Annotated in this window: 21 protein-coding genes; 11 read left to right on the top strand and 10 right to left on the bottom strand. The window is 72.7% G+C overall.

Translation table 11 applies throughout. From position 1 onward, the window contains the following. Window positions 1-130: 130 nt before the first annotated feature. On the top strand, window positions 131-598 hold the full coding sequence (locus IO33_RS0136430) for an RDD family protein (protein ID WP_031173150.1): 468 nt from the start codon (window positions 131-133) through the stop codon (window positions 596-598). Between the two features lie 199 nt (window positions 599-797). Here the strand turns inward: IO33_RS0136430 and IO33_RS0136425 are convergent, their stop codons facing one another. Beyond that, complete coding sequence (locus IO33_RS0136425; protein ID WP_031173148.1) at window positions 798-2,444, bottom strand: FAD-dependent oxidoreductase; 1,647 nt, start codon at window positions 2,442-2,444, stop codon at window positions 798-800. A gap of 199 nt (window positions 2,445-2,643) precedes the next feature. Between IO33_RS0136425 and IO33_RS0136420 the strand changes: the two genes are divergently transcribed. From IO33_RS0136420 to IO33_RS0136390, 7 genes are read left to right on the top strand one after another with little or no spacing between them, the layout of a single operon-like run. Beyond that, entirely contained in the window at window positions 2,644-3,714 is a 1,071-nt protein-coding gene (locus IO33_RS0136420) for a SchA/CurD-like domain-containing protein (protein ID WP_031173146.1), read from the top strand. A 35-nt stretch (window positions 3,715-3,749) separates the two neighbouring features. Then, a complete protein-coding gene (locus tag IO33_RS0136415) occupies window positions 3,750-4,178 on the top strand; it encodes a cupin domain-containing protein (protein ID WP_031173145.1) in 429 nt (142 codons plus the stop codon). Beyond that, window positions 4,175-5,434, top strand: coding sequence for a beta-ketoacyl-[acyl-carrier-protein] synthase family protein (locus IO33_RS0136410; RefSeq protein WP_031173143.1), 1,260 nt, complete (start codon window positions 4,175-4,177; stop codon window positions 5,432-5,434). Before IO33_RS0136415 ends, IO33_RS0136410 begins: the two co-directional genes overlap by 4 nt. Window positions 5,435-5,441: 7 nt before the next feature. Further along, entirely contained in the window at window positions 5,442-6,686 is a 1,245-nt protein-coding gene (locus IO33_RS0136405) for a ketosynthase chain-length factor (RefSeq protein ID WP_031173141.1), read from the top strand. Window positions 6,687-6,709: 23 nt separating this feature from the next. After that, window positions 6,710-6,964, top strand: coding sequence for an acyl carrier protein (locus IO33_RS0136400; RefSeq protein ID WP_031173139.1), 255 nt, complete (start codon window positions 6,710-6,712; stop codon window positions 6,962-6,964). Window position 6,965: 1 nt separating this feature from the next. Next, window positions 6,966-7,445, top strand: a complete 480-nt coding sequence (locus IO33_RS0136395; protein WP_031173138.1) for an SRPBCC family protein — start codon at window positions 6,966-6,968, stop codon at window positions 7,443-7,445. 19 nt (window positions 7,446-7,464) lie between these two features. Next, window positions 7,465-7,797, top strand: coding sequence for a TcmI family type II polyketide cyclase (locus tag IO33_RS0136390; protein ID WP_031173137.1), 333 nt, complete (start codon window positions 7,465-7,467; stop codon window positions 7,795-7,797). Window positions 7,798-7,873: 76 nt separating this feature from the next. Here the strand turns inward: IO33_RS0136390 and IO33_RS0136385 are convergent, their stop codons facing one another. Together IO33_RS0136385 and IO33_RS0136380 are read right to left on the bottom strand one after the other, a co-directional pair. Then, a complete protein-coding gene (locus tag IO33_RS0136385) occupies window positions 7,874-8,938 on the bottom strand; it encodes a methyltransferase (protein WP_245235965.1) in 1,065 nt (354 codons plus the stop codon). Between the two features lie 43 nt (window positions 8,939-8,981). Continuing rightward, window positions 8,982-10,106, bottom strand: a complete 1,125-nt coding sequence (locus IO33_RS0136380) for a right-handed parallel beta-helix repeat-containing protein (protein WP_031173133.1) — start codon at window positions 10,104-10,106, stop codon at window positions 8,982-8,984. A 192-nt stretch (window positions 10,107-10,298) separates the two neighbouring features. Here IO33_RS0136380 and IO33_RS0136375 point away from each other — a divergent pair, with 192 nt between their 5' ends. Beyond that, on the top strand, window positions 10,299-11,459 hold the full coding sequence (locus IO33_RS0136375) for a ferritin-like domain-containing protein (RefSeq protein WP_245235964.1): 1,161 nt from the start codon (window positions 10,299-10,301) through the stop codon (window positions 11,457-11,459). Between the two features lie 19 nt (window positions 11,460-11,478). On the opposite strand, the gene IO33_RS0136370 is transcribed toward IO33_RS0136375, so the two are convergent. The 4 genes from IO33_RS0136370 to lipB all read right to left on the bottom strand — a co-directional run bounded on the left by IO33_RS0136370 (window position 11,479) and on the right by lipB (window position 14,538). After that, on the bottom strand, window positions 11,479-12,168 hold the full coding sequence (locus IO33_RS0136370; protein WP_031173130.1) for a DUF4191 domain-containing protein: 690 nt from the start codon (window positions 12,166-12,168) through the stop codon (window positions 11,479-11,481). A 59-nt stretch (window positions 12,169-12,227) separates the two neighbouring features. Next, window positions 12,228-12,425: an SCO2195 family GlnR-regulated protein gene (locus IO33_RS0136365; RefSeq protein ID WP_031173128.1), complete on the bottom strand. Its 198-nt coding sequence runs from the start codon at window positions 12,423-12,425 to the stop codon at window positions 12,228-12,230. 229 nt (window positions 12,426-12,654) lie between these two features. Next, window positions 12,655-13,620 carry a lipoyl synthase gene (gene lipA, locus IO33_RS0136360; protein WP_031173126.1) on the bottom strand — a complete coding sequence of 322 codons (966 nt, stop codon included), beginning with the start codon at window positions 13,618-13,620 and terminating at the stop codon, window positions 12,655-12,657. Between the two features lie 120 nt (window positions 13,621-13,740). Next, window positions 13,741-14,538: a lipoyl(octanoyl) transferase LipB gene (gene lipB, locus IO33_RS0136355; RefSeq protein WP_031173124.1), complete on the bottom strand. Its 798-nt coding sequence runs from the start codon at window positions 14,536-14,538 to the stop codon at window positions 13,741-13,743. Window positions 14,539-14,776: 238 nt separating this feature from the next. Between lipB and IO33_RS0136350 the strand changes: the two genes are divergently transcribed. Then, on the top strand, window positions 14,777-16,246 hold the full coding sequence (locus tag IO33_RS0136350; RefSeq protein ID WP_031173122.1) for an NsdA family TPR-like regulatory protein: 1,470 nt from the start codon (window positions 14,777-14,779) through the stop codon (window positions 16,244-16,246). Window positions 16,247-16,399: 153 nt separating this feature from the next. On the opposite strand, the gene IO33_RS0136345 is transcribed toward IO33_RS0136350, so the two are convergent. Together IO33_RS0136345 and IO33_RS0136340 are read right to left on the bottom strand one after the other, a co-directional pair. Next, entirely contained in the window at window positions 16,400-17,764 is a 1,365-nt protein-coding gene (locus tag IO33_RS0136345; protein ID WP_031173119.1) for an NAD(P)/FAD-dependent oxidoreductase, read from the bottom strand. Window positions 17,765-17,966: 202 nt separating this feature from the next. Then, a complete protein-coding gene (locus IO33_RS0136340) occupies window positions 17,967-18,866 on the bottom strand; it encodes a TIGR01777 family oxidoreductase (RefSeq protein ID WP_031173116.1) in 900 nt (299 codons plus the stop codon). Window positions 18,867-18,930: 64 nt separating this feature from the next. On the opposite strand from IO33_RS0136340, the gene IO33_RS0136335 reads away from it, so the two are divergent. Then, on the top strand, window positions 18,931-19,419 hold the full coding sequence (locus tag IO33_RS0136335; RefSeq protein WP_031173115.1) for a GNAT family N-acetyltransferase: 489 nt from the start codon (window positions 18,931-18,933) through the stop codon (window positions 19,417-19,419). A 3-nt stretch (window positions 19,420-19,422) separates the two neighbouring features. Here IO33_RS0136335 and IO33_RS0136330 read toward each other — a convergent pair whose 3' ends face one another. Further along, window positions 19,423-20,607: a MarP family serine protease gene (locus IO33_RS0136330; protein ID WP_031173112.1), complete on the bottom strand. Its 1,185-nt coding sequence runs from the start codon at window positions 20,605-20,607 to the stop codon at window positions 19,423-19,425. Window positions 20,608-21,729 lie beyond the last annotated feature (1,122 nt).

Here is a 21,729-nt window from a genome sequence, read left to right as displayed (position 1 = left end):
CGACCCTAGGGACGGGTGATTTCTCGGGCGTGACCCGATTGTTTCGCAGAAGTTAACCGGCCACGGGTCCACCCTAGCCCCGGGACACCCCGCCGTACCCCGGTCATTTCGGGCGCAGTACCGTGGTCGCGTGGACAACAGGCAAGCACTCGGATCGTGGCTCTCCGGGCCCCGCGCGGCCATGGAAGAGGCCGGTGCCGACTTCGGCCACCGGGGCGAGCAGCTCGGTCTGCCCGCGGACGGGCCGAACTCGATCGCCCGGCCCGGCCGACGGCTCGGCGCGCTGGCCGTGGACTGGGGGCTGAGTGTCCTGATCGCATACGGCCTGGTCACGGACGGCTACAGCCCGGCTACGAGCAACTGGGCGCTGGGTGTCTTCTGCGTCATGAGCGTGCTGACCGTCGGCACGATCGGCTTCACCCCGGGCAAGCGGCTCTTCGGTATCCGGGTGGTGGCGCTGGAGACCGGCACGGTCAACCCGCTGCGGGCCGTCCTGCGCACGGTCCTGCTGTGCCTCGCGGTTCCCGCGCTGATCTGGGACCGGGACGGCAGGGGGCTGCACGATCGCCTCGCGAAGACGGTCGAGGTCCGGGTCTGAGCTCGGGCCGGCCCGCCGTCAGCCGGGTACGAGCCCGTCGTGGCTGGTCGCGCAGTTCCCCGTGGCTCCAGGGAGCCGCAGTGCCCTTGCCTGCGAAGCCGCCGCGGCCGCGGGCGGTCGTGCCGCTGGGGCGGCACGGGCGGGCGCAGCGGCACCCCGCGAGCGCGGGCGAGCGACGCCACCCCCGGCCGGCCCCGGCTCACGCCTTCCGCAGCACCGCCCCCAGTGCCTCCCGCAGCTCCGTCTCCGGGGCCGCTGCCGCGTCCACCGCGCGCCACGCCACGAACCCGTCCGGGCGTACCAGCACCGCCCCCTCCGGCGTCGTACCGTGCGCCGCCGCCCAGTCGCCGTCCGGACCGTCGTAGGTCAGGTCGGCCTCCGGCGTCGTACCGATCCGGTACGCGTCCAGCCGTACACCGTCCGTGTCGGCGATGCGGCGGCCGGCCGCCCGCCAGGCGGCCCCCGCGGGCGTCGACGCGTCGCTGAGCAGGACCAGTGAACGCTCGTACAGATCGAGCGTGGAGATCCGCTCGCCCGCCCGGCGCAGCCACAGGTGCGGGGCCCGGCTGCCAGGCTCCCCGGTCAGCCGCATCCCTTCGGGTACGACCGGCTGCTCCGGGTCGGCCCCCACGACGGCGCCCCGCGGGTAGCGGTAGCCGAGGACCACGTTGAGGATGCCGCCGCGCTTGCCGCCGCCGATGCCGGGCGCGGGGGCGAAGCCGGGGTGGCTGTGCTCCACGGAGCGGGCCGAGGCGCGGGCGCTGGTGGCGAGGGCGACGGGCCGGCGCTCGGTGTCGTAGGTGTCCAGCAGCCCGGGCCCGGCCCAGCCGTCGAGGACGGCGGCCAGCTTCCAGGCCAGGTTGTGGGCGTCCTGGATGCCGGTGTTGGAGCCGAACGCGCCGGTCGGGGACATCTCGTGGGCGGAGTCGCCGGCGAGCAGGACGCGGTCGTCCCGGTACTGTTCGGCGACGCGTTCGGCGGCGCGCCAGGACGCCTTGCCGGTGATCTCGACGTCGAGGTCGGGGACGCCGACGGCACGGCGGATGTGCCGGGTGAGCCGCTCCTCGGTGAACTCCTCCAGCCTCTCTCCGTGCTCGGGGTGCCAGGGGGCGTGGAAGACCCAGCGCTCCTTGTTGTCGACGGGCAGCAGCGCGCCGTCGGCCTCGGGGTCGGTGAGGTAGCAGCAGATGAAGCGCCGGTCGCCGACGACGTCGGCGAGCAGCTTGGACCGGAAGGTGACGCTCACGTTGGCGAAGAGGTCGCCGGGTCCGCTCTGGCCGATGCCGAGCCGGTTCCGGACGGGGCTGCGCGGGCCGTCGGCCGCGACCAGGTAGTCCGCGCGGACGGTGTAGAGGTCGTCGCCGTCGCGGTCCCGGACATAGCCCGTCACTCCTTCGGAGTCCTGGGCGAAGGACTCCAGCTCGTGGAAGTACCGCAGGTCGCCGCCGAGGGCGCGGGCCCGGTCCAGGAGCACCGGTTCCAGGTCGTTCTGGCTGCACAGACACCAGCTGGTGGGGCTGAACCGCGCGAGCCCGCCGCCGGGGTCGATCTCCCGGAACAGCCACTCGCCGGCGTCTCCGGCCAGCGTCGGGGTCTGCAGGATGCCGTGGTTGTCCGCGAGGAGGGCGGCCGCCGTCTTGATGTCCGGCTCGATGCCGGCCACCCGGAACAGCTCCATCGTCCGCACGTTGTTGCCGCGGCCGCGCGGGTGGATCGAGGTCCCGGAGTGCCGCTCGACGAGCATGTGCCGCACGCCGAGACGGCCCAGGAACAGGGACAGGGAGAGGCCCACCAGTGAGCCGCCCACGACAAGGACGGGCACGCGGTGATCGGCTTTGTGCTGCATCGACGACTCCAGAGGCAGGGGCGGGGGTGTGGGGCACCTCGGAGTTTCCATGCCCTCTCGGAAGGGCTTCGCGTGCTCAATCACCCTCCTGGTTCACACGAGTCGCGCGCTCCGGAGGACAGGAACAGGATCAAGGAACGCTGACGTCGCGTCATGGGCGGCGTTCACCCTCTGCTCCCTTGAAGGAGATGTGCGCGGTATGACCACCACGTCGGAAAAGGTTTCGGAACAGCTGGCGCGGCAGGTGTCGAAACGGGTCTCGCAATCCGTCTTCGACGGCTCCCGCCTCCGGGTCGTCCTGCTGGTGGACGTGCACGACGGCGCCCAGCAGCAGTTCCTCGAGGCCTACGAGCAACTGTGCAACCAGGTCGCGTCGGTGCCAGGCCACGTCAGCGACCAGCTGTGCCAGTCGATCGAGAACCCCTCCCAGTGGCTCATCACCAGTGAGTGGGAGAGTGCCCCGCCGTTCCTCGCCTGGGTGAACAGCGAGGAACACGTCCGCATGGTGGAGCCGCTGCACAGCTGCGTCCGGGACACCCGGTCGCTGCGCTTCCACATCGTCCGTGAGACGGGTGGCGCGGCGGCGGCCGCCCCCGCGGCCCAGCGCCGGCTCCAGGTCTCCCCGCGGATCGGCGACGGCGTGATCCGGCACGCGCTCACCTTCACGGTGAAGCCGGGCAGCGAGGCCGAGGTCGCGAGGATCCTCGCGGACTACGCCTCGCCCCAGGCGCGGGTCGACGAGACCACCCGCCTGTGCCGTACCTCCCTGTTCATGCACGGCAACCGGGTGGTCCGGGCCATCGAGGTGCGCGGCGACCTGCTCGCGGCGCTGCGCCACGTCGCGCGGCAGCCGGAGGTCCGGGCCGTGGAGGAGGCGATCAACCCCTACCTGGAGCAGGAGCGGGATCTCAACGACCAGGAGTCCGCGCGGGTGTTCTTCACCCGGGCGGCGCTGCCGGCCGTGTTCCACGTCACCGCGGACGAACTGGTCGAGGGCGAGCGGCTCGCGCTGTACTACCCGGCCCGGCCGGGCCGCGGGATGGAGCTTGCGGAACTGCTCGCGCAAGGGGACGAGGCGGCGGCGGAGGACCCGGGCGGCCCGGTCCTGCGCAGCACGATCTTCCAGCGGGACGACGTCGTCGTACGGCTGGTCGACCACCGTGCAGGCGTGCGGGTGGACCTCACCCCGGCGGCCCCGCTCACCGCCCTGCTGGACGGCGCGGCCGTCCGGATGCAGCTCGTCACCGACCGGCGCTCGCCGGACGCCTGAGACCCACAGCCGCATCACACCCACGGAGGACTGTCGTGATCAAACCCCTTCCGAAGATCGTGGACCTCAGCGAGGTCGAGCCCAACACGCGGCGCGGCGGCGATCTGCGCGCCATGCTCACCCCGGCCACGGTGGGCTCGACCAGCGGTTTCATGGGCGTGGCCCTCGTACAGCCGGGCGACCGCATCGCTGAGCACTACCACCCGTACTCCGAGGAGTTCGTGTACGTCGTCTGCGGCGAGCTGGTGGTGGACCTGGACGGCGAGCCGCACCCGCTGCGGCCCGAGCAGGGGCTGATGATCCCCATCAACATGCGGCACCGCTTCCGCAACGTCGGCAAGGTGGAGGCGCGCATCGTCTTCCACCTGGGCCCGCTGGCCCCGCGTCCGAGCCTCGGCCACGTCGACACGGAGGAGACGGAGCCGGTGGCCGTCGCCGCCGAGGCGGGGCAGGCCCGGTCATGACCCGGCGCGTGGCGGTCACCGGTATAGGCATCGTGGCTCCGGGCGGGATCGGCGTGCCGGCGTTCTGGGATCTGCTCGCCGAAGGCCGTACCGCGACGCGCGGCATCACGTTCTTCGACCCCGCCGGACTGCGGTCGCGGATAGCGGCCGAGTGTGACTTCGAGCCTGCGGCGTACGGTCTGGACGCCGGGCAGGTGGAACGCGCGGACCGGTACATACAGTTCGCCCTGGTCGCCGGCGACGAGGCGGTCAGGGACTCCGGACTCGACGTCGCCCGTGAGGACCCGTGGCGGATCGGGGTCTCCCTGGGTACCGCCGTCGGCGGCACCACCCGCCTGGAGCACGACTACGTCCTGGTGAGCAGCCGCGGGCAGCGCTGGGACGTGGACCATCATCTGGCCGACCCCCAGCTGCACCGGGCGTTCTCGCCGAGCACCGTGGCCTCCGCGGTGGCGGAACGTTTCGGCGCACAGGGTCCGGTGCAGACGGTCTCCACCGGCTGCACCTCCGGACTCGACGCCGTCGGCTACGCCTTCCACACCGTCCAGGAGGGCCGGGCCGACATATGCATCGCGGGGGCCGCGGACTCGCCGATCTCCCCGATCACCATGGCCTGCTTCGACGCGATCAAGGCCACGTCCCCGAACAACGACGACCCCGCGCACGCCTCCCGGCCCTTCGACAACAACCGTGACGGCTTCGTCATGGGCGAGGGCGGCGCGGTGCTCGTCCTGGAGGAACTGGAGCACGCCCGGGCCCGCGGTGCCCGCGTCTACTGCGAGTTCGGCGGCTACGCCACCTTCGGCAACGCCTACCACATGACCGGACTGACCAAGGAGGGTCTGGAGATGGCGCGTGCCATCAAGACCGCCCTCGACCAGGCCCGGCTCGACCCGACGGCGATCGACTACGTCAACGCCCACGGCTCCGGCACCCGGCAGAACGACCGCCACGAGACGGCGGCCGTGAAGCGGGCGCTCGGCCACCACGCCTACGACACCCCGATGAGCTCCATCAAGTCCATGGTGGGGCACTCCCTCGGGGCGATCGGCGCCATAGAACTGGTCGCCTGCGTGCTGGCCCTCGCCAAGCAGGTCGTACCCCCGACCGCCAACTACGAGATCCCCGACCCCGAGTGCGACCTGGACTACGTCCCGCGTGTCGCCCGCGAACGCCAGCTGACCAGCGTGCTGTCCGTGGGCAGCGGGTTCGGTGGCTTCCAGTCCGCGGTGATCCTGACCCGGCCGAGGGAGTGAGGACACGATGAGCGAACCGCAGGATCGGCAGGCGGCCGTCACCGGTATCGGGGTGGTCGCGCCCAACGGCACCAGCACCGACACCTTCTGGAAGGCCACCCAGGAGGGCCTGTGCGTCCTCGACCGGGTCACCCGCGAGGGCTGCGAGCATCTTCCCCTCAAGGTGGCCGGTGAGGTCCGCGCCTTCGAGCCGGCGGCCACGATCGAGGAGCGCTTCCTCGTCCAGACCGACCGGTTCACGCACTACGCCATGGCCGCCGCCGACTTCGCGCTCGACGACGCCCGGCTCGGCCAGGCCGGCACCCCCGACGCCCCCTACTCCATCGGCGTGGTCACCGCCGCCGGGTCCGGCGGCGGTGAGTTCGGCCAGCGCGAACTCCAGCGACTGTGGGGCAAGGGCAGCCGGTTCGTCGGGCCGTACCAGTCCATCGCCTGGTTCTACGCCGCGAGCACCGGCCAGGTCTCCATCCGCCGCGGCTTCAAGGGGCCCTGCTCGGTCGTCGCCTCGGACGAGGCCGGCGGCCTCGACGCCCTCGCCCACGCGGCCCGGGCGGTGCGGCGCGGCACCGACGCGATCGTGGCCGGCTCCACCGAGGCGCCCCTCGCGCCGTACTCGATGGTCTGCCAGCTCGGCTACGAGGAGCTCAGCCGCGAGACCGACCCGGCCCGCGCCTACCGGCCGTTCACCGAGGGGGCGTGCGGGTTCGTGCCGGCCGAGGGCGGCGCCATGCTCGTGCTGGAGGCGGCGGGCACGGCGCGGGACCGCGGCGCCGACGTCCGGGCCGTCGTCGCCGGGCACGGGGCCACCTTCACCGGTGCCTCCCGCTGGGCGGAGTCCCGCGAGGGCCTCGCCCACGCGATCCGGCAGGCCCTGCGGGAGGCCGGCTGCGCCCCCGAGGAGGTCGACGTCGTCTTCGCCGACGCCCTCGGGGTGCCGGAGGCGGACCGCGCCGAGGCGCTCGCGATCGCCGACGTCCTCGGCCACCAGGGCGCCCGGGTGCCGGTCACCGCACCGAAGACCGGAATCGGCCGGGGGTACTGCGCGGCTCCCGTGCTGGACACCGCGGCGGCCGTGCTCGCCATGCAGCACGGCCTGATCCCGCCGACGCCGAACGTCTTCGACGTCTGCCACGACCTCGACCTCGTGACCGGCCGCGCCCGGCCCGCCGCACTGCGTACGGCGCTGGTGCTCAGCCGCGGACTCATGGGGTCGAACTCTGCGCTGGTGCTGCGGCACGGCGCCGCGCAGTGAGCACAGCAAAGGAGGAAGCACACATGTCCCAGATCACCGTGGAAGAACTCGCCGCGCTGATGAAGAAGGCCGCCGGGGTCACCGTCAGCCCCGAGCAGCTCCAGGAGAAGCCCGACACCGGCTTCGACGTCCTCGGCATCGACTCGCTGGGCCTGCTCGGCATCGTCGGCGAGCTGGAGAACTCACACGGCACCCCGATGCCGGTCGACGCGGAGCGCTGCAAGACGCCCCAGCAGTTCCTCAACCTCGTCAACAGCACCCTGATGGCAGGAGCCTGAGATGGCAGGACACACCCAGAACGAGATCACCATCGCCGCCCCGCTGGACCTGGTCTGGGACATGACCAACGACCTGGAGCGCTGGCCCCAGCTGTTCAGCGAGTACGCGTCGGTGGAGGTCCTCGAACGGGAGGGCGCCAGGACGACGTTCCGGCTCACCATGCACCCGGACGAGAACGGCACCGTCTGGAGCTGGGTCTCCCAGCGCGAGCCGGACCGCGACAACCTCACGGTCACGGCCCGCCGGGTGGAGACCGGGCCCTTCGACCACATGAACATCCACTGGCGGTACGAGGAGGTACCGGCCGGCACCCGGATGGTGTGGACCCAGGACTTCGCGATGAAGCCGGACGCCCCCGTCGACGACGCCTGGATGACCGACAACATCAACAAGAACTCCAAGGTCCAGATGGCCCTGATCCGCGACAAGATCGAGAAGGCGGCCGCCGGTCACCGGCCCGCCCCGGCCCTGGCCGACTAGCCGGACGGAGGACAAGACCGTGCACCAGGCCCTGATCGTCGCCCGCATGGCCCCGGGTTCCGCCCCCGGCATCGCCAAGGTGTTCGCGGAGTCCGACCGCGGAGAGCTGCCGCACCTCGTCGGAGTCGTCCGGCGCAGCCTCTTCCAGTTCGGCGATGTGTACATGCACCTCATCGAGTCAGAGCGCGACCCGGGACCGGCCATCGCCAAGGTCGCCTCGCACCCCGAGTTCAAGGAGGTCAGCGAGCGGCTTTCGGCCTACGTCAGCGCGTACGACCCGGAGACCTGGCGGTCCCCGAAGGACGCGATGGCACAGCGCTTCTACCTCTGGGAGCGCGACGCCGGCGCCTGACCTGCCCGTCCGGACACCGGTGCCGGGCCCGCGTCCGACGCGGGCCCGGCACCGGTGTTCTCCGGGAAGGCGCGGCTCACCCGGGGACCGTGCAGTCGAAGGCGTGCAGATAGGGGTTGACCGGCCGGATGTCGCCGACGGTCAGACCCGCCGCCTCCAGCCGCCCGACCATGCTCTTCGTGGTGTGCTTGGCCCCGCCGACGTTCAGGAGCAGCAGCAGGTCCATCGCGGTGCTGAAGCGCATCGACGGGGTGTCGTCGACGAGGTTCTCGATGACCACGACCCGCGCACCGGGGCCGCCCGCCTCGACGACGTTGCGCAGCAGCCTGGCCGTGGACTCGTCGTCCCACTCCAGGATGTTCTTGATGATGTAGGCGTCGGCCTCGACCGGGACCGACTCGCGGATGTCGCCCGGCACGATCCGCGCCCGCTCCGCGAGGTCGCCGCCCGCGCGCAGCCGGGGCAGGGCGTTCTCCACCACCCGGGGCAGGTCCAGCAGCCAGCCCCGCATCGCCGGGTACTTGTCCAGCAGGCTGGCCACCACGTGCCCCTGCCCGCCGCCGAGGTCCGCCACCGACCTGCTGGCGGACAGGTCCAGCAGCGCGGCGACATCGCGCGCCGACTGCTCGCTGGACGTGGTCATCGCACGGTTGAACACATCGGCCGACTCCGGGGCGTCCTCGTTCAGGTAGACGAAGAACTCCTTGCCGTAGAGGCCCTCGACGACGTTCCGGCCGGTGCGCACCGCCTCGTCCAGCTTGGGCCAGGCGTCCCACGTCCAGGGCTCGGTGCACCACAGGGAGATGTCGCGCAGGCTGTGCGGGTCGTCCTCGCGCAGCAGCCGGGACATCTCGGTGTGGCCGAACGTCCCGTCCGCGTGCTCGGTGAAGACGCCGTAGCAGGACAGGGCGCGCAGCAGCCGGCGCAGCGGCTTCGGCTCGCTCTTCACCGCGGCCGCGAGGTCCTCCACGGCCGTCGGAGCGTCCCCGAGCGCGTCGGCGACACCGAGCCGGGCCGCGGCGCGGACGGCGGCGGCACACGCCGCCCCGAACACGAGCTCTCTCAGCCGCATCGACGGCGGTGGGGACGGGGGTGCCCCCTGCGCGGGGGGAGCCGAGAGCTCGGGGGATGGTGCGGTCATGTGCCGCCTTCCTTCCTTGCCTGGGTGGGGTACGGCCGTCCGGTCAGCACAGACCAGCGGGCTTGGAGGCCCGGCAGAGGTTGCGCTGGAAGATGTTGCTGCTCTTGGCGGCTTCCTGGTTGACGAGGTCCGCCGGGCCGTTGCCGGCCAGCGAGTTGGCCGTGATCCGGTTCCGTTCGCTCGTGGCGCCCACGAAGCTCTTGAACAGGACGATCCCGCCCGACAGCGGGGACGCGCCGGAGTTGCCGCTGACCAGGTTGTGGGTCACCAGGGTGTCGTCGGCGCCGGTCAGGATGATGCCGGAGCCCTGCAGGAAGGGCAGCCGCGCGGTCGCCGCGCAGTACTTGTCGTTCTGCTCGATGAGGTTGTGGCTGACCGTCAGGGCGCCCGCCTTCGGCTTGTTCTCGTCGCCGACGACGAAGAGGCCCGCGCAGTTGCCGGTGAGGACGTTGTGCTTGACGGTGAGGTTGCGCAGCCGGCGGACGGTGATGCCGATCCGGTTGTCCGCCAGGCGGTTGTGGTCGAGGACGGTGCCCCCGGTGTCGGTGGCACCCTGCTCCGCCGAGATGGTGTTGGCGAGGAACAGGCCCGCGTCGCCGTTGGACCGGGCGGTGTCGTTCCGGTAGACGCTGCGGGTGGAGCGCTCCTCCGCGATGCCCCACTGGCCGTTCCGGTCGGCCGTCACTCCGCGCACGGTCAGGCCGTCCGCGCCCACGGCGACGACACCGATCCTGGAGAAACCGGTCACGGCCAGGTCGGCGACGGTGACGTTCCGGACGGGCTCGGTCTTGGTACCGACCACGCAGATGCCGTTGCCCTGCTCCGCGCAACTCTTCGGGGCCTGAGGGGTCTGCGTGGCCCGCGTGGCCTTCATGGTCTTCGTGGCCTGCGCCGTGCTCGCGGCCTTCGGGGCGGCCGGTTCGAGCACGGTGGCCGGGCCCACGCCGCGCAGCGTGATCCCGGAAGTGGTCACCTTGACACTCTCGTGGTAGGTGCCGGCCTGCACGAGCACCGTGTCGCCGGACCGCGCGGCGTCCACCGCCTGCTGGATCGACTCACCCGGATGCACGACGTGCACCGGGTGGGCGGCCGAGGCCGGGGTGGCGCCGAGGAACGCGCCGAGGACCACGGTGCTGCTGACAACGTACGGGATATGGCGTTTTGTCACATTCGGAAGGCTAGGAGCGCATGAGCCGATTACCGGCAGGATGCTCCGTTCGGCGGCGTGTCAGGGGCCGGTCCGCGCCACACCGGCGCCCGGGCGCCCCGGGAACGGCCGCACCGGCTGCTAGCTTCGCCAGCGGTCGAGAGGTCCCGGCAGCCTTGTGCGCGGCCGGGGGCAAGGCGGAGCGGAGGCAACGTGACGGGCACGAACGAGCATCCGGACGGTCCGGCGGTCACCCCGGTCGGGCGCAGGGGCTTCCTGGCCTCGGCTGCCCTCGCCGCCGCCCCGGCCCCCCTCGCCGCCGCCCCGGCCGCCGCGGAACCGGCCGAGGGGGCGACCGTCGCGGGGCCGGCCGACGAGGCGGCTGCCGCGGCCGGCCACCGCGCCGTGGCACGTCTGCTCGCCGTGGCCGAGGGCGACCGCGGGATCGGCTGGCTGCGGGCGGCCCTGCAGGTCGCCGTGCAACTCGAACTCACCACCATCCCGCCGTACCTGTGCGGATGGTGGTCGGTCCGGGACCGCCGCGGTGAGGCCGCGCGGCTGATCCGGCGCATCGTCGGCGACGAGATGTACCACCTGGGCGTCGTCTGCAACCTGCTCGTGGCCGTGGGCGGACGACCGAGGATCAGGGACGCGGCCCCCCGCTACCCCTGCCCGCTGCCCGGTGGGGTGCGCGCCGGAGTGCAGGTGTACCTCTCGGGCCTCACCAAGGCCTTCGTGCGCGACGTGATGATGGCGATCGAGGCCCCCGACACCCCGCTCGCCCGGACGGCGTCGAGCCCACCCACCATCGGCGACTTCTACGGCGAGCTGCAGAGGGCGTTCCGGCGCACGGAGCCGTATCTGTCGGCCGAGGGGCAGCTGTCGGACCGCATCGGCTCGGACGTGCTGGAGCCGGTCACCGGCCTCGACGACGTCGAGCGGGCCCTGGAGATCGTCAAGGAGCAGGGCGAGGGCACCGAGAGCTCACCGGCCGACGCCTTCCAGGACGACCACCCGGCGCACTACTACGCCTTCGCGGAGATCTACCACGGACGGCGGCTGCGCAGGACCGCCCGCGGCTGGCAGTTCACCGGCGCGCCCGTGCCCTTCCCCGACGCACGCCCCATGGCCTCGGTCCCACCCGGCGGCTGGCACCGGCCGCCGGTCCGGGTCGGCCGGCTGCTGGACCAGTTCGACACCACCTACGCGGCGGTGCTGGACAGGCTCGACGAGGCGTGGGGCGGCGGTGGCGGGCGCAGCCTGGGCGCGGCGGTACGCGCCATGCGCGGCATGGAGGAACCGGCGGTGGAGCTGATGGAGACGCCGATCCCCGGTGCCCCGGGGACCTACGGCCCTCAGTTCCGGCCCGTCTGACCAGCCGGGGCAGGGGGTGTCAGCGGCCCTTGGGCATCCGCATGCCCTTGGGCATGGGCCCCTTGGGCAGCGGCATGTTGCTCATCAGGTCGCCCATGGCCCGCAGCCGGTCGTTCGTGGCCGTCACCTGGGGTCCGGTCAGCACGCGCGGGAACTTCAGCATGGTCGTGCGCAGCTTCTTCAGCCCGACCTGGCCCTCGCCGTTGCCGACGATCACGTCGTGCACCGGTACGTCAGCGACGATGCGGTTCATCTTCTTCTTCTCGGCGGCCAGCAGGCTCTTCACCCGGTTCGGGTTGCCCTCGGCGACCAGCACGATGCCGGCCTTGCCGACGGCCCGGTGCACCACGTCCTGGCTGCGGTTCATCGCCACCGCCGGAGTGGTCGTCCAGCCCCGGCCGATGTTGTCCAGCACGGCGGCCGCGGCGCCCGGCTGGCCCTCCATCTGGCCGAACGCGGCCCGCTCGGCCCGGCGGCCGAACACGATCGCCGTCGCCAGCAGAGCGATCAGCAGGCCGAAGATGCCCAGGTAGATCGGGTGGCCCAGCAAGAAGCCGATCGCGAGGAAGACACCGAGGGTGCCGATGCCGACGGCCGCGAGTACAAGACCGATCTTCTTGTCGGCCTTGCGGGTCATCTTGTACGTGAGAGCGATCTGCTTCAGTCGCCCTGCGTTCGCGGCGTCCGCCGCGGTTTCCTTCCTCGCCATGCCACGAAGTCTACGTGGCCCCGGGAGTGCGGACGACGGCAGTGCCCGGGGGGAGGGGATCAGGAGCGGTCGGCGGCCTGCTCCAGGAAGCGCTGCGCCTCGACCCGGTCCTTGGCACGCCGTCGGTCCTCCAGCACGGAGGTCCACGCGTTACGCCGGGCGGTGCGCTGGCCGCCGCTCATGAGCAGGGACTCGACGGCGCGGAGGGCGTCGGTGAAGGACGGGATGGCGGTGGCGCGTACGGGCGCGGCCTGCATGATCGAGGTCCCCCCTCAAAGCGGGTGGTGTACGAGGCGTGATACCAGAGTCACTGATTGGTGTTACCAGGGCGTGTCCGACCGGTCAAACGCCAATGAAGCCTTGATACAGAGCACTGAAACGCTGACGCGGCCCTGACGCCGCCCTCATCAGCGAGGACGCGCAGGACCGCGTCGACTCGGCCATTACTGGCCGGTAAGTGCTTGTGCGTGAATTCACACGCCGTGCTCACACCGCCTGGGAAGCGATGTAGGAACCACGCTTCTCGACCGCCATCTGGTACAGCCGCCCGGCCCGGTACGACGAGCGCACCAGCGGACCCGACATGACGCCGGAGAAGCCGATCTGCTCGGCCTCCTCCTTCAGCTCCACGAACTCCTGCGGCTTCACCCAGCGCTCGACCGGGTGGTGCCGCACGGAGGGGCGCAGGTACTGGGTGATGGTGATCAGCTCGCAGCCCGCCTCGTGCAGCTGCCTGAGCGCCTCGCTGACCTCCTCGCGGGTCTCGCCCATGCCGAGGATCAGGTTGGACTTGGTGACCAGGCCGAAGTCGCGGGCCTCGGTGATGACCTTCAGGGAGCGCTCGTAGCGGAAGCCGGGACGGATGCGCTTGAAGATCCGCGGGACCGTCTCGACGTTGTGCGCGAAGACCTCGGGGCGGGCGGAGAAGACCTCGGCCAGCTGCTCGGGGACCGCGTTGAAGTCGGGGGCCAGCAGCTCGACCTTCGTACGGCCGCTCTCGCGCTGGGCCGTCTGCGCGTGGATCTGGCGCACGGTCTCGGCGTACAGCCAGGCGCCGCCGTCCTCCAGGTCGTCGCGGGCGACGCCGGTGATGGTGGCGTAGTTCAGGTCCATCGTGACCACGGACTCACCCACGCGGCGCGGCTCGTCGCGGTCCAGGGCCTCGGGCTTGCCGGTGTCGATCTGGCAGAAGTCGCAGCGCCGGGTGCACTGGTCGCCGCCGATGAGGAAGGTCGCCTCGCGGTCCTCCCAGCACTCGTAGATGTTCGGGCAGCCGGCTTCCTGGCAGACCGTGTGCAGGCCCTCGCTCTTCACGAGGTTCTGCATCTTCGTGTACTCGGGGCCCATTTTCGCCCGGGTCTTGATCCACTCGGGCTTGCGCTCGATGGGGGTCTGGCTGTTGCGGACCTCCAGGCGCAGCATCTTGCGTCCGTCGGGTGCGACTGCGGACACGACCGGCTCCCTAAGCTTTGATTCTTCGGCGTACACCAGGGTACGCCCGTGTTCATTGCGCCCTGCCGGTGAGATCAACCTCACGGTCGCAGGGCGCATTCCCCCGGACGGCCGAGCGGCTCAGGCGCCTGCCCTCTCGATCACCCGCGGCTTGAGGTCCGCGTTCCCGAGGATGTCCAGCAGGTGCTTCTCGGCCACCGGCAGGACCTCGTCGAGGGTGACCTCGCGGCCGAGTTCGTGCGAGAGCGAGGTGACGCCCGCGTCGCGGATCCCGCACGGGATGATCTTGTCGAAGTTCGAGGTGTCCGGATTCACGTTCAGGGCGAAGCCGTGCATCGTGATGCCCTTGGCGACGCGGATGCCCATGGCGCAGATCTTGCGGTCCTCGCGGCGCTGGCCGGCGTTGGAGGGGGCGTACTCGGGGCCGTTGAGCCGGGGGTCGAACTCGGGGTCGGTGGCGCGCGGGTCGAAGTCGAGGGTGAGTCCTCCGAGCGCGGGGCGCTGCTCGACCGGGTCGCCGAGGACCCAGACGCCGGCGCGGCCCTCGACCCGGGAGGTCTCGATGCCGAACTCGGCGCACACCCGGATCATGACCTCCTCCAGCCGGCGCAGGTGCGCGACCACGTCCACCGGGCGCGGGAGCTTCTGGATCGGGTAGCCCACCAGCTGGCCGGGGCCGTGCCAGGTGATCTTGCCGCCGCGGTCCACGTCGATGACCGGGGTGCCGTCCAGCGGACGCTCGCTGTCCTCGGTGCGACGGCCGGCGGTGTAGACCGGGGGGTGCTCCAGGAGGAGCACGGTGTCCGGGACCTCGTCGGCGAAGCGCGCCGCGTGCACCCGGCGCTGCTCGTCCCAGGCCTCCTGGTAGTCGACGGCGTCCGCGCCGAACCCCATGCGGACGAACCGCAGCTCACTCACGGCAAGCGCCTCCCTCAGCGACCGGTGTGTCAGGCGCGTGACGCGCCCACGCCACTGTACGACCGACCGGCGTACGTCAGCCCTGCGGGCTTTCCTCACACGATCGGATGAATGCGGTGGGAAGCGTGTGATCGGGCGCTCACTCTCCGCTACATTCACGCCGTTCGTGCGGCCATAAGGGCTGCTCAAAGGCAATCCGGCACTTCAGAGGCACGGAAGGCAGGAGACCGCACCGCAGATGACGGACCGACCCGCGCAGCGCACCCCCAACCGCCAGCTCGCCGCGCTCATCGCAGAGGCGGGGTTCTCCAACGCGGGTCTGGCTCGTCGCGTCGACCAGCTCGGGCTGGAGCACGGGCTGGACCTGAGATACGACAAGACCTCCGTCACCCGCTGGCTGCGCGGGCAGCAGCCGCGCGGTACGACCCCGGCCCTCATCGCCGAGGTCTTCACCCGCCGGCTCGGGCGCCGGCTCACCGCCCAGGATCTCGGCCTGGACGCGTGCGCGCCGGTGTACGCCGGGCTGGAGTTCGCCGCCACCCCCGAGGAGGCCGTCGACATCGTCAGCGGGCTGTGGCGCAAGGACTCCGGCAGCCACGCCGAGCTGCGCAAGATCGCCTTCACCCCGGCCGGGCTCGTGGTGCCCAGCCGGGACTGGCTGATCGGCAAGCCGGACGACAAGGTGGCCCGCGAGCAGACACCCCGGGTGCCCCCGCAGGGCCGTCCCGCCCCGGCCAGGCCGCAGGGCCGGCCGGTGCTCACGCTGCCGCCCCGCGCGCGCGGGCACGCCGAGCGCGGCCCCGGCCACAAGGTCACCAACGGGGACATCAACGCGCTGCGCTCGGTCGGCGAGCTGTTCCGCACCCTCGACGACCGCTACGGCGGCGGCCACGCCCGGCAGGCCCTCGTGCGCTACCTGGAGCACGAGTGCGAGCCGATGCTCCGCGGCGCCTACGACGAGCAGACCGGCCGCCGGCTGTTCGGCGCCGCCGCCGACCTGACCCGGCTCGCGGGCTGGACCTCGTACGACATCGCCGCGCACGGCCTCGCCCAGCGCTACTTCGTGCAGGCCCTGCGGCTCGCCCAGGCGGCCGGCGACCGCGCCTACGGCTCCTACGTCCTGGTCACCATGAGCCGCCAGGCCGTCTATCTCGGCCACGGCAGGGAGGCCGTCCAGCTGGCCCGGGTCGCCCAGCAGGGCGCCGGCACCGGTGGCCCGCCGGTCGTGCAGGCGCTGCTGCACGCCTCCGAAGCCAGGGCGCACGGCGTGCTCGGCGAGGTGCGGGCGTGCACGGCGGCGCTCGTGCGGTCCGAGCGCGCCCTGGAGGCGGCCCGGCCCGGGGACGACGTGCCGTACTGGGCCACGTTCTTCGACGAGGCACAGCTCGCCGACGAGTTCGGGCACTGTCACCGGGATCTGCAGCAGTTCCGGGCGGCCGCCCAGCACGCCGAACGCTCGCTCCAGCTCCGCGCGCCCTCCCACGCCCGCAGCCGGCTCTTCTGCCGGGTCGTCCTCGCCACGGCCCGGCTCGGCCTCGGCGAACTCGACCAGGCGTGCGCGCTGGCCGTCGAGGCGGCGGGCCAGGCCGCGGAGATGAGGTCGGCCCGGGCGATCGAGTACGTACGGGACTTCGAGCGCCGGCTGGAGCCGTACCGGGACGCGGCTCCGGTGAGGGGGTACCGGGAGAAGGTCGCCGCCCTGGGGTAGGCGCTTCCGCCCGCCGCGGTGGTGCCCGGCCACGACGGTGGTGACCCGCGGTGCCGAACCGGCCATGGCCCACTCGCCGTGCCGGTGCCGGTCGTCCGCTCGGTCACGCGCCGTCGTGGCCGGCCGCGCGGGTCCCCGCGCCCGTTCGGGCGCCTACGCCGCCCTCGGCAGCGTGGGTGCCGGATCCGCGCGATGCATCGACCCCGCGGCGCCCAGGTCCGCCAGGATCGCGGACGCGGCCCGGTGGGCCGAGTGCAGGGCGCCCTGGATGGTGCTGGTGTCGCGGTGGTCGCCGCAGACGTACAGGCCGGCCAGCAGGCGTACCGGGCGGCGCAGGTCGTGCGGGGGGCGCATGGCCGGGACGGCCTCCCGGGTGTGGTGCACGGCCAGCGTCTCCCAGCGGCGCGTCGAGGTGCCGTAGAGCCGGGCGAGGTGGATCCGGACCGCGGTGTCGACGCCCTCGGGCGGGGTGCCGAGCACCGTCGAGGAGATCAGCACCCGGCCGCCCGGCGCCCGGCTCGGGTCCACGTTGCTGAGCACCGCCGTGTGCGCCACCGGCCCGCCGCGGTCGGCGTCCAGCAGCAGCGAGGTGCCCGCCGCGAACGCCGGCGCCGGGTCGTCGGTGGTGTGGTGGACCACGGTCACCGGGTGGAAGTCCGGTACCCGCAGGCCCGGCAGCAGCTCCGCCGCGGCCCGCGCGTCGGTCGCCAGCAGCACCGCCCGGCAGCGGATCGGGCCGTGCTCGGCGGTGGTCACCGAGGTCGTGGCCACCGAGCTGACCCGCACCCCGGTGTGCACGGTGCCGGGCGGCAGTGCCCGCGCCAGCAGCTCCGGCAGCATCTCCGCGCCGCCCTCCGGCACACACAGCAGGCCGCTCGCGAAGGAGCGCAGCGCGAGGTCGGCACACCGGCTGGAGGTGGTCAGCTCCGGATCGCACAGCAGCGTGGCGAGCAGCGGGCGCAGAAAGCCGTCGATCGTGCGTCCCGGCACCCCGCGCTGGGCGAGGGCCTGGCCGGCGGGCATCTCGGGGCGGGCCAGGATGCGTTCGACCGGGGTGGCGGCGATCCGGCCCAGGGCGGCGCCGAGCCGGGCCTGGTCGACCGCGCCGCCCACCGGCGTGCCGACCCGGGCGGGAGTGGGCGCCGGCCCCCTGGGGGCGCTTGCAAGGGCGCGCACAGCATGGAGTGCGCCCCTTGCGCTCCCTCCGGCCGCCGGTGCGCCCGCGCGCTGTGCGCGTCCGTCGCGGTGCAGCAGGACGCCGGGTGCGAAGGCGCGCAGGACCAGGGAGTCCAGGCCGGGGGTCGTACGGAGTTCGGGGTAGGACGTGGACAGCAGCTGTCCGATGCGGTCGAGCCGGAAGCCGTCGACCTTCTCCGTGGACATGCGGCCGCCGGCGTACGGGGCGGCCTCCAGGACTGCGGTCGAGATTCCGGCACTGGTCAGCCGATGAGCCGCCGAGAGCCCGGCGATGCCGGCTCCCACGATGACGACGTCCACCTGGTACGCGGGCTCAAGCACGAGGCCCCTCCTGTGGTTGCGCGGCCGGTGGAGACGTCATGCCCCCAACTGGCTCCAGCGATACCCGAGTTCGGGTCGAGGTTAGGGCTGCGATCGGTCATAAACAGTCGCGCACCGACAGGGCACGGTCGCATGGAGGTCGCATACAGTCACAAGAAATCTCAGGAGGCTGCAGAAGCGCGCAGGAGGTCTCCCGTGCGCGTCACGCCGCCCGGATGGCGTCGTCGATCCCCGCGAACGCGAACCGGAACCCGGACGCCGACAGCCGCCTCGGCACCACCCGCTGACTGCCCAGCACATCCCCGGCCAGCTCGCCCAGTGCCGCCCGCAGCACCGGTGCGGGCACCGCGAACGGCGCCGGGCGGCGCAGCACACGCGCCATCGCCGCCGTGATCTCACGGTTCGTCAGCGGCTCGGGGGCCGTCAGGTTGAACGGGCCGGACAGCGTGTCGTGGTCGATGAGATACCGGATCGCGGCGACCTCGTCGTGCAGCGCGATGTACGACCAGTACTGCCGCCCGTCGCCCAGCCGGCCCCCGAGCCCGGCCCGGAACAGCGGGAACAGCCGCCCCCAGGCCCCACCGCCCCGCGCCACCACCAGCCCCGTCCGCGCGAACACCGTGCGCACGCCCGCCTCCTGCGCGGGCGCCGCCGCCTCCTCCCACTCCACGCACAACCAGGGCAGGAAACCGTCCCCCGGCGGCGCCTCCTCGTCCACCACCCGGTCGCCGGTGTCGCCGTAGATGCCGATCGCGCTGCCGTTGACGAACACCCGCGGCGGCTCGGGCAGCGCGGCCACCGCCTCCGCCAGAGCCGTCGTGCCCAGCACCCGGCTGTCCCGCAGCTGCCGCTTGTACGACGGCGTCCAGCGCCGGTCGCCGATCCCCGCCCCGGCCAGGTTGACCACCGCGGCACAACCGGTCAGCCCGGCCGCGGTCTTCGCGACGGCCCGCCCCTCCGGGTCCCAGCAGACCTCATGCGGCCCCGCGGCCGGTCGGCGCACCAGCCGTACCACCTCGTGCCCGTCCGCGGTCAGCGACCGCACCAGGGCGCTGCCGATGAGTCCGGACGCGCCGGCCACGGCGATTCGCATAGGCTCCATGGCCCCAGGATGCCCCGGCGAAAACCCCGTGAGGCGCTCCGCCACCCCCCGTAGGGTGCTCGTCATGCCGGAGCCGTACATACGCATCGCCATGGCCGACGACGAAGAGGCCCTGGCCGTCCTCGACCGGGCCACCTGGTCCACCCTGCACGCCGTGGCGCCGCGACCCGAGCCGCCCTACCGGCCCTTCTTCGACGAGCGCCACGTCCCGCGGGACTACCTGGTCGCCGAGACCGGCGGGCGGCTCGCCGGCTATGTCCGGATCGCCCGCCCCACCCCGCTCGCCTCCAACGCGCACGTCCTGCAGATCCAGGGCCTCGCCGTCGCCGAGGAGGCGCGTGGGCAGGGCCTCGGGCGCGCACTGATCCGGGCCGCGATCGAGGAGGCGCGCGGACGCGGCGCACGGCGGCTGAGCCTGCGCGTGCTCGGGCACAACGCCCCGGCCCGCGCGCTGTACGCGTCCGAGGGGTTCGCCGTCGAGGGAGTGCAGCCGCAGGAGTTCTTCCTCGACGGCGCCTATGTCGACGACGTGCTCATGGGCCGGCGCCTGTGACCGTCAGGAGCTGACCAGCTGCCCCGTGTCCACCCGCGCCGTCGACCTGGCCGCCTGCCGGGCGTCGACCGCCACCTCGTCCGCCGTCAGCGCATACCCCGTCTCGGCGTCCGAGGTGGAACGGGCGAAGACCACACCGAACACCCGGCCGTCCGTGGTCAGCAGCGGTCCGCCGGAGTTGCCCGGGCGGACCGTGGAGCGGACCGAGTAGATGTCCCGGGTGACCACGCCGTCGCTGTAGATGTTCTGCCCCGTCGCCCGCACCCGGCTCGCCACCGTCGCCGCCTGCAGGTTCAGGCTGCCGTCCTGCGGATAGCCCGCCACCACCGCCGAGTCGCCGCGCACCGCGCTCGTGTCGAAGTGCAGCACCGGGGCCCGCAGCTCCGGCACGTACAGCACCGCCACGTCCCGGTCGGGGTCGAAGAGCACCACCCGGGCCACGTACGACCGTCCGACGCCGCCCGCCCGCACGCTCGGGTGGTCGATGCCCGCCACCACGTGCGCGTTGGTCATCACGTGCCGCGCGGAGTAGACGAACCCGCTGCCCTCCCGGCCCTCGTTGCCCGACACACCCTCGATCTTCACCGTGCTCAGCTTCGCGGCGCGCGTCGCGGCCGGGGTGACGCTGTCACCCGAGGGCCGCGCCACCCGGGCCGTCGACTCGTTCTCGAACGGGTTGAAGACCTGCGGGAAACCGGCCTGAGTCAGAGCCGACGTGGCCCGCGAGAACCAGGCGGGCGTCGTGTCCGGCATCGCCTGCTGCACCGCGCCCAGCAGCGTCGAGTTCCGTATCGCCGTGGCGAGGGACTGCGAGGGGGCCGCGGCCAGCACGCTCGCCGCCACCCAGGCCACGATCAGCACCGCGACCGAGTTCGCCGCCGCGCCCCCTATCCCGTCCGCCACCCGCAGCGGCCCCCGGTCCAGCTCCCCGCGCAGCCTCAGCGCCAGCCGCCCCGCCAGCTCGTGGCCCACCACCGCCGGCACCAGCACCGTCACCACCGCGAGCGCGGTCGCCTGCGCCGTACCCCGCTCCGCCAGGCCGGTCACCCAGGGCAGCACCCAGACGCCGACGACGGCACCGCCGACGAACCCGGCCAGCGAGACACAGCCGGCCACCAGCCCGCGCCGGTAACCGGACACGGCGTAGACGAGGATGACCAGCACAAGCACCAGGTCGAGCAGGTCCACGGAGCCGCCTTTCTCTCGGACCCCTCAGTACGGACGGGACGGGCCCGGTGATCAGTCACCCACAGAGGGCACGGCCACCGGACGGCGAACCGGCCACGTATGTGTGTACCCCCAGAAACGTCCCGGACCGGGACGATGGTTCCTCCGGGTGGCACAGCGCACATCGCGGGCACGGCCCGGGGCCCCGAGAGTGGGACCATGCACGCCGTCCGAAGAACACTGCGCAGGCCCGGCACCCGGCGGACACCGGGCAAGCCGGGAAACCCGGAGAGGCCCGGGACACCGGAGAGATCTGGAATCCCGGAGAGATCCGGTGTCCCGGAGAGGCCCGGGGTACCGGAGAGGCCCGGAGCACCGGAGGGGCTCGGTGTGTCGGAGAGGTCCGGCACACCGGAGAGGCTCGGTGGGCCGGAGAGGCCCGGCACACCGGAGAGCGCGGAGACGGGGGAGATCTCCGAGCCGGAGCGGACGTCCGGCACCTCGGGAATGCGGGAAGCCTCCGGGCCGCAGCAGCTCTCCGGCACTTCGGGGACGTCCAAGACACCCGGGACGCGGGAACCGTCCGGAACATCGGAGCTGCCGGGCCTGCGGCCGGCCTCCGGGACTACCGGGACCGGGGAGAGGCCGCCCGGGACGGCCGGGACCGGGACGTACGGGAGCTCGGAGGCGTCGGGGCCCGGGTTGCTCCCTGCGGAGGAGTCCTCCGGGATTGCCGAGACCTCGGGGCCATCGGTAGCCGGGGAGGCGCTTTCCGGGGGTTCGGAGGGCTCGGAGGAGTCGGCAGGGGCCCGATCGCTCGGGACGGAGGAGTCCTCCGGGATTTCGGAGGGCCTGGGGTCGTCGGTGGTGTCCGGGGCGCTTGGGACGGGGGAGTCTTCCGGGGTTTCGGAGGGCCTGGGGTCGTCGGTGGTGTCCGGGGCGCTTGGGACGGGGGAGTCTTCCGGGGTTTCGGAGGGGTCGGGGTCGTCGGTGGTGGCTGGGGCGCTCGGGACCGGGGAGGCGCTTCCCGGGGATTCGGAGGGTTCGGAGGAGTCGGCAGGGGCCCGATCGCTCGGGACGGAGGGGTCCTCCGGGGTTTCGGAGGGCCTGGGGTCGTCGGTGGTGGCTGGGGCGCTCGGGACC

Source organism: Streptomyces durhamensis, from assembly GCF_000725475.1.
GTDB classification, from domain to species: domain Bacteria; phylum Actinomycetota; class Actinomycetes; order Streptomycetales; family Streptomycetaceae; genus Streptomyces; species Streptomyces filipinensis.
Note: the sequence above shows the minus strand (reverse complement) of the source record. Positions and strands in the feature narration are given on the sequence as shown.

What these genes read in the sequence shown, in the direction of transcription:
- IO33_RS0136425 (WP_031173148.1), bottom strand. Translation starts at nt 2,444, where the DNA reads ATGCAGCACAAAGCCGATCACCGCGTGCCCGTCCTTGTCGTGGGCGGC.
- IO33_RS0136420 (WP_031173146.1), top strand. Translation starts at nt 2,644, where the DNA reads ATGACCACCACGTCGGAAAAGGTTTCGGAACAGCTGGCGCGGCAGGTG.
- IO33_RS0136410 (WP_031173143.1), top strand. Translation starts at nt 4,175, where the DNA reads ATGACCCGGCGCGTGGCGGTCACCGGTATAGGCATCGTGGCTCCGGGC.
- IO33_RS0136405 (WP_031173141.1), top strand. Translation starts at nt 5,442, where the DNA reads ATGAGCGAACCGCAGGATCGGCAGGCGGCCGTCACCGGTATCGGGGTG.
- IO33_RS0136400 (WP_031173139.1), top strand. Translation starts at nt 6,710, where the DNA reads ATGTCCCAGATCACCGTGGAAGAACTCGCCGCGCTGATGAAGAAGGCC.
- IO33_RS0136395 (WP_031173138.1), top strand. Translation starts at nt 6,966, where the DNA reads ATGGCAGGACACACCCAGAACGAGATCACCATCGCCGCCCCGCTGGAC.
- IO33_RS0136385 (WP_245235965.1), bottom strand. Translation starts at nt 8,938, where the DNA reads ATGACCGCACCATCCCCCGAGCTCTCGGCTCCCCCCGCGCAGGGGGCA.
- IO33_RS0136370 (WP_031173130.1), bottom strand. Translation starts at nt 12,168, where the DNA reads ATGGCGAGGAAGGAAACCGCGGCGGACGCCGCGAACGCAGGGCGACTG.
- IO33_RS0136365 (WP_031173128.1), bottom strand. Translation starts at nt 12,425, where the DNA reads ATGCAGGCCGCGCCCGTACGCGCCACCGCCATCCCGTCCTTCACCGAC.
- IO33_RS0136350 (WP_031173122.1), top strand. Translation starts at nt 14,777, where the DNA reads ATGACGGACCGACCCGCGCAGCGCACCCCCAACCGCCAGCTCGCCGCG.
- IO33_RS0136340 (WP_031173116.1), bottom strand. Translation starts at nt 18,866, where the DNA reads ATGGAGCCTATGCGAATCGCCGTGGCCGGCGCGTCCGGACTCATCGGC.
- IO33_RS0136335 (WP_031173115.1), top strand. Translation starts at nt 18,931, where the DNA reads ATGCCGGAGCCGTACATACGCATCGCCATGGCCGACGACGAAGAGGCC.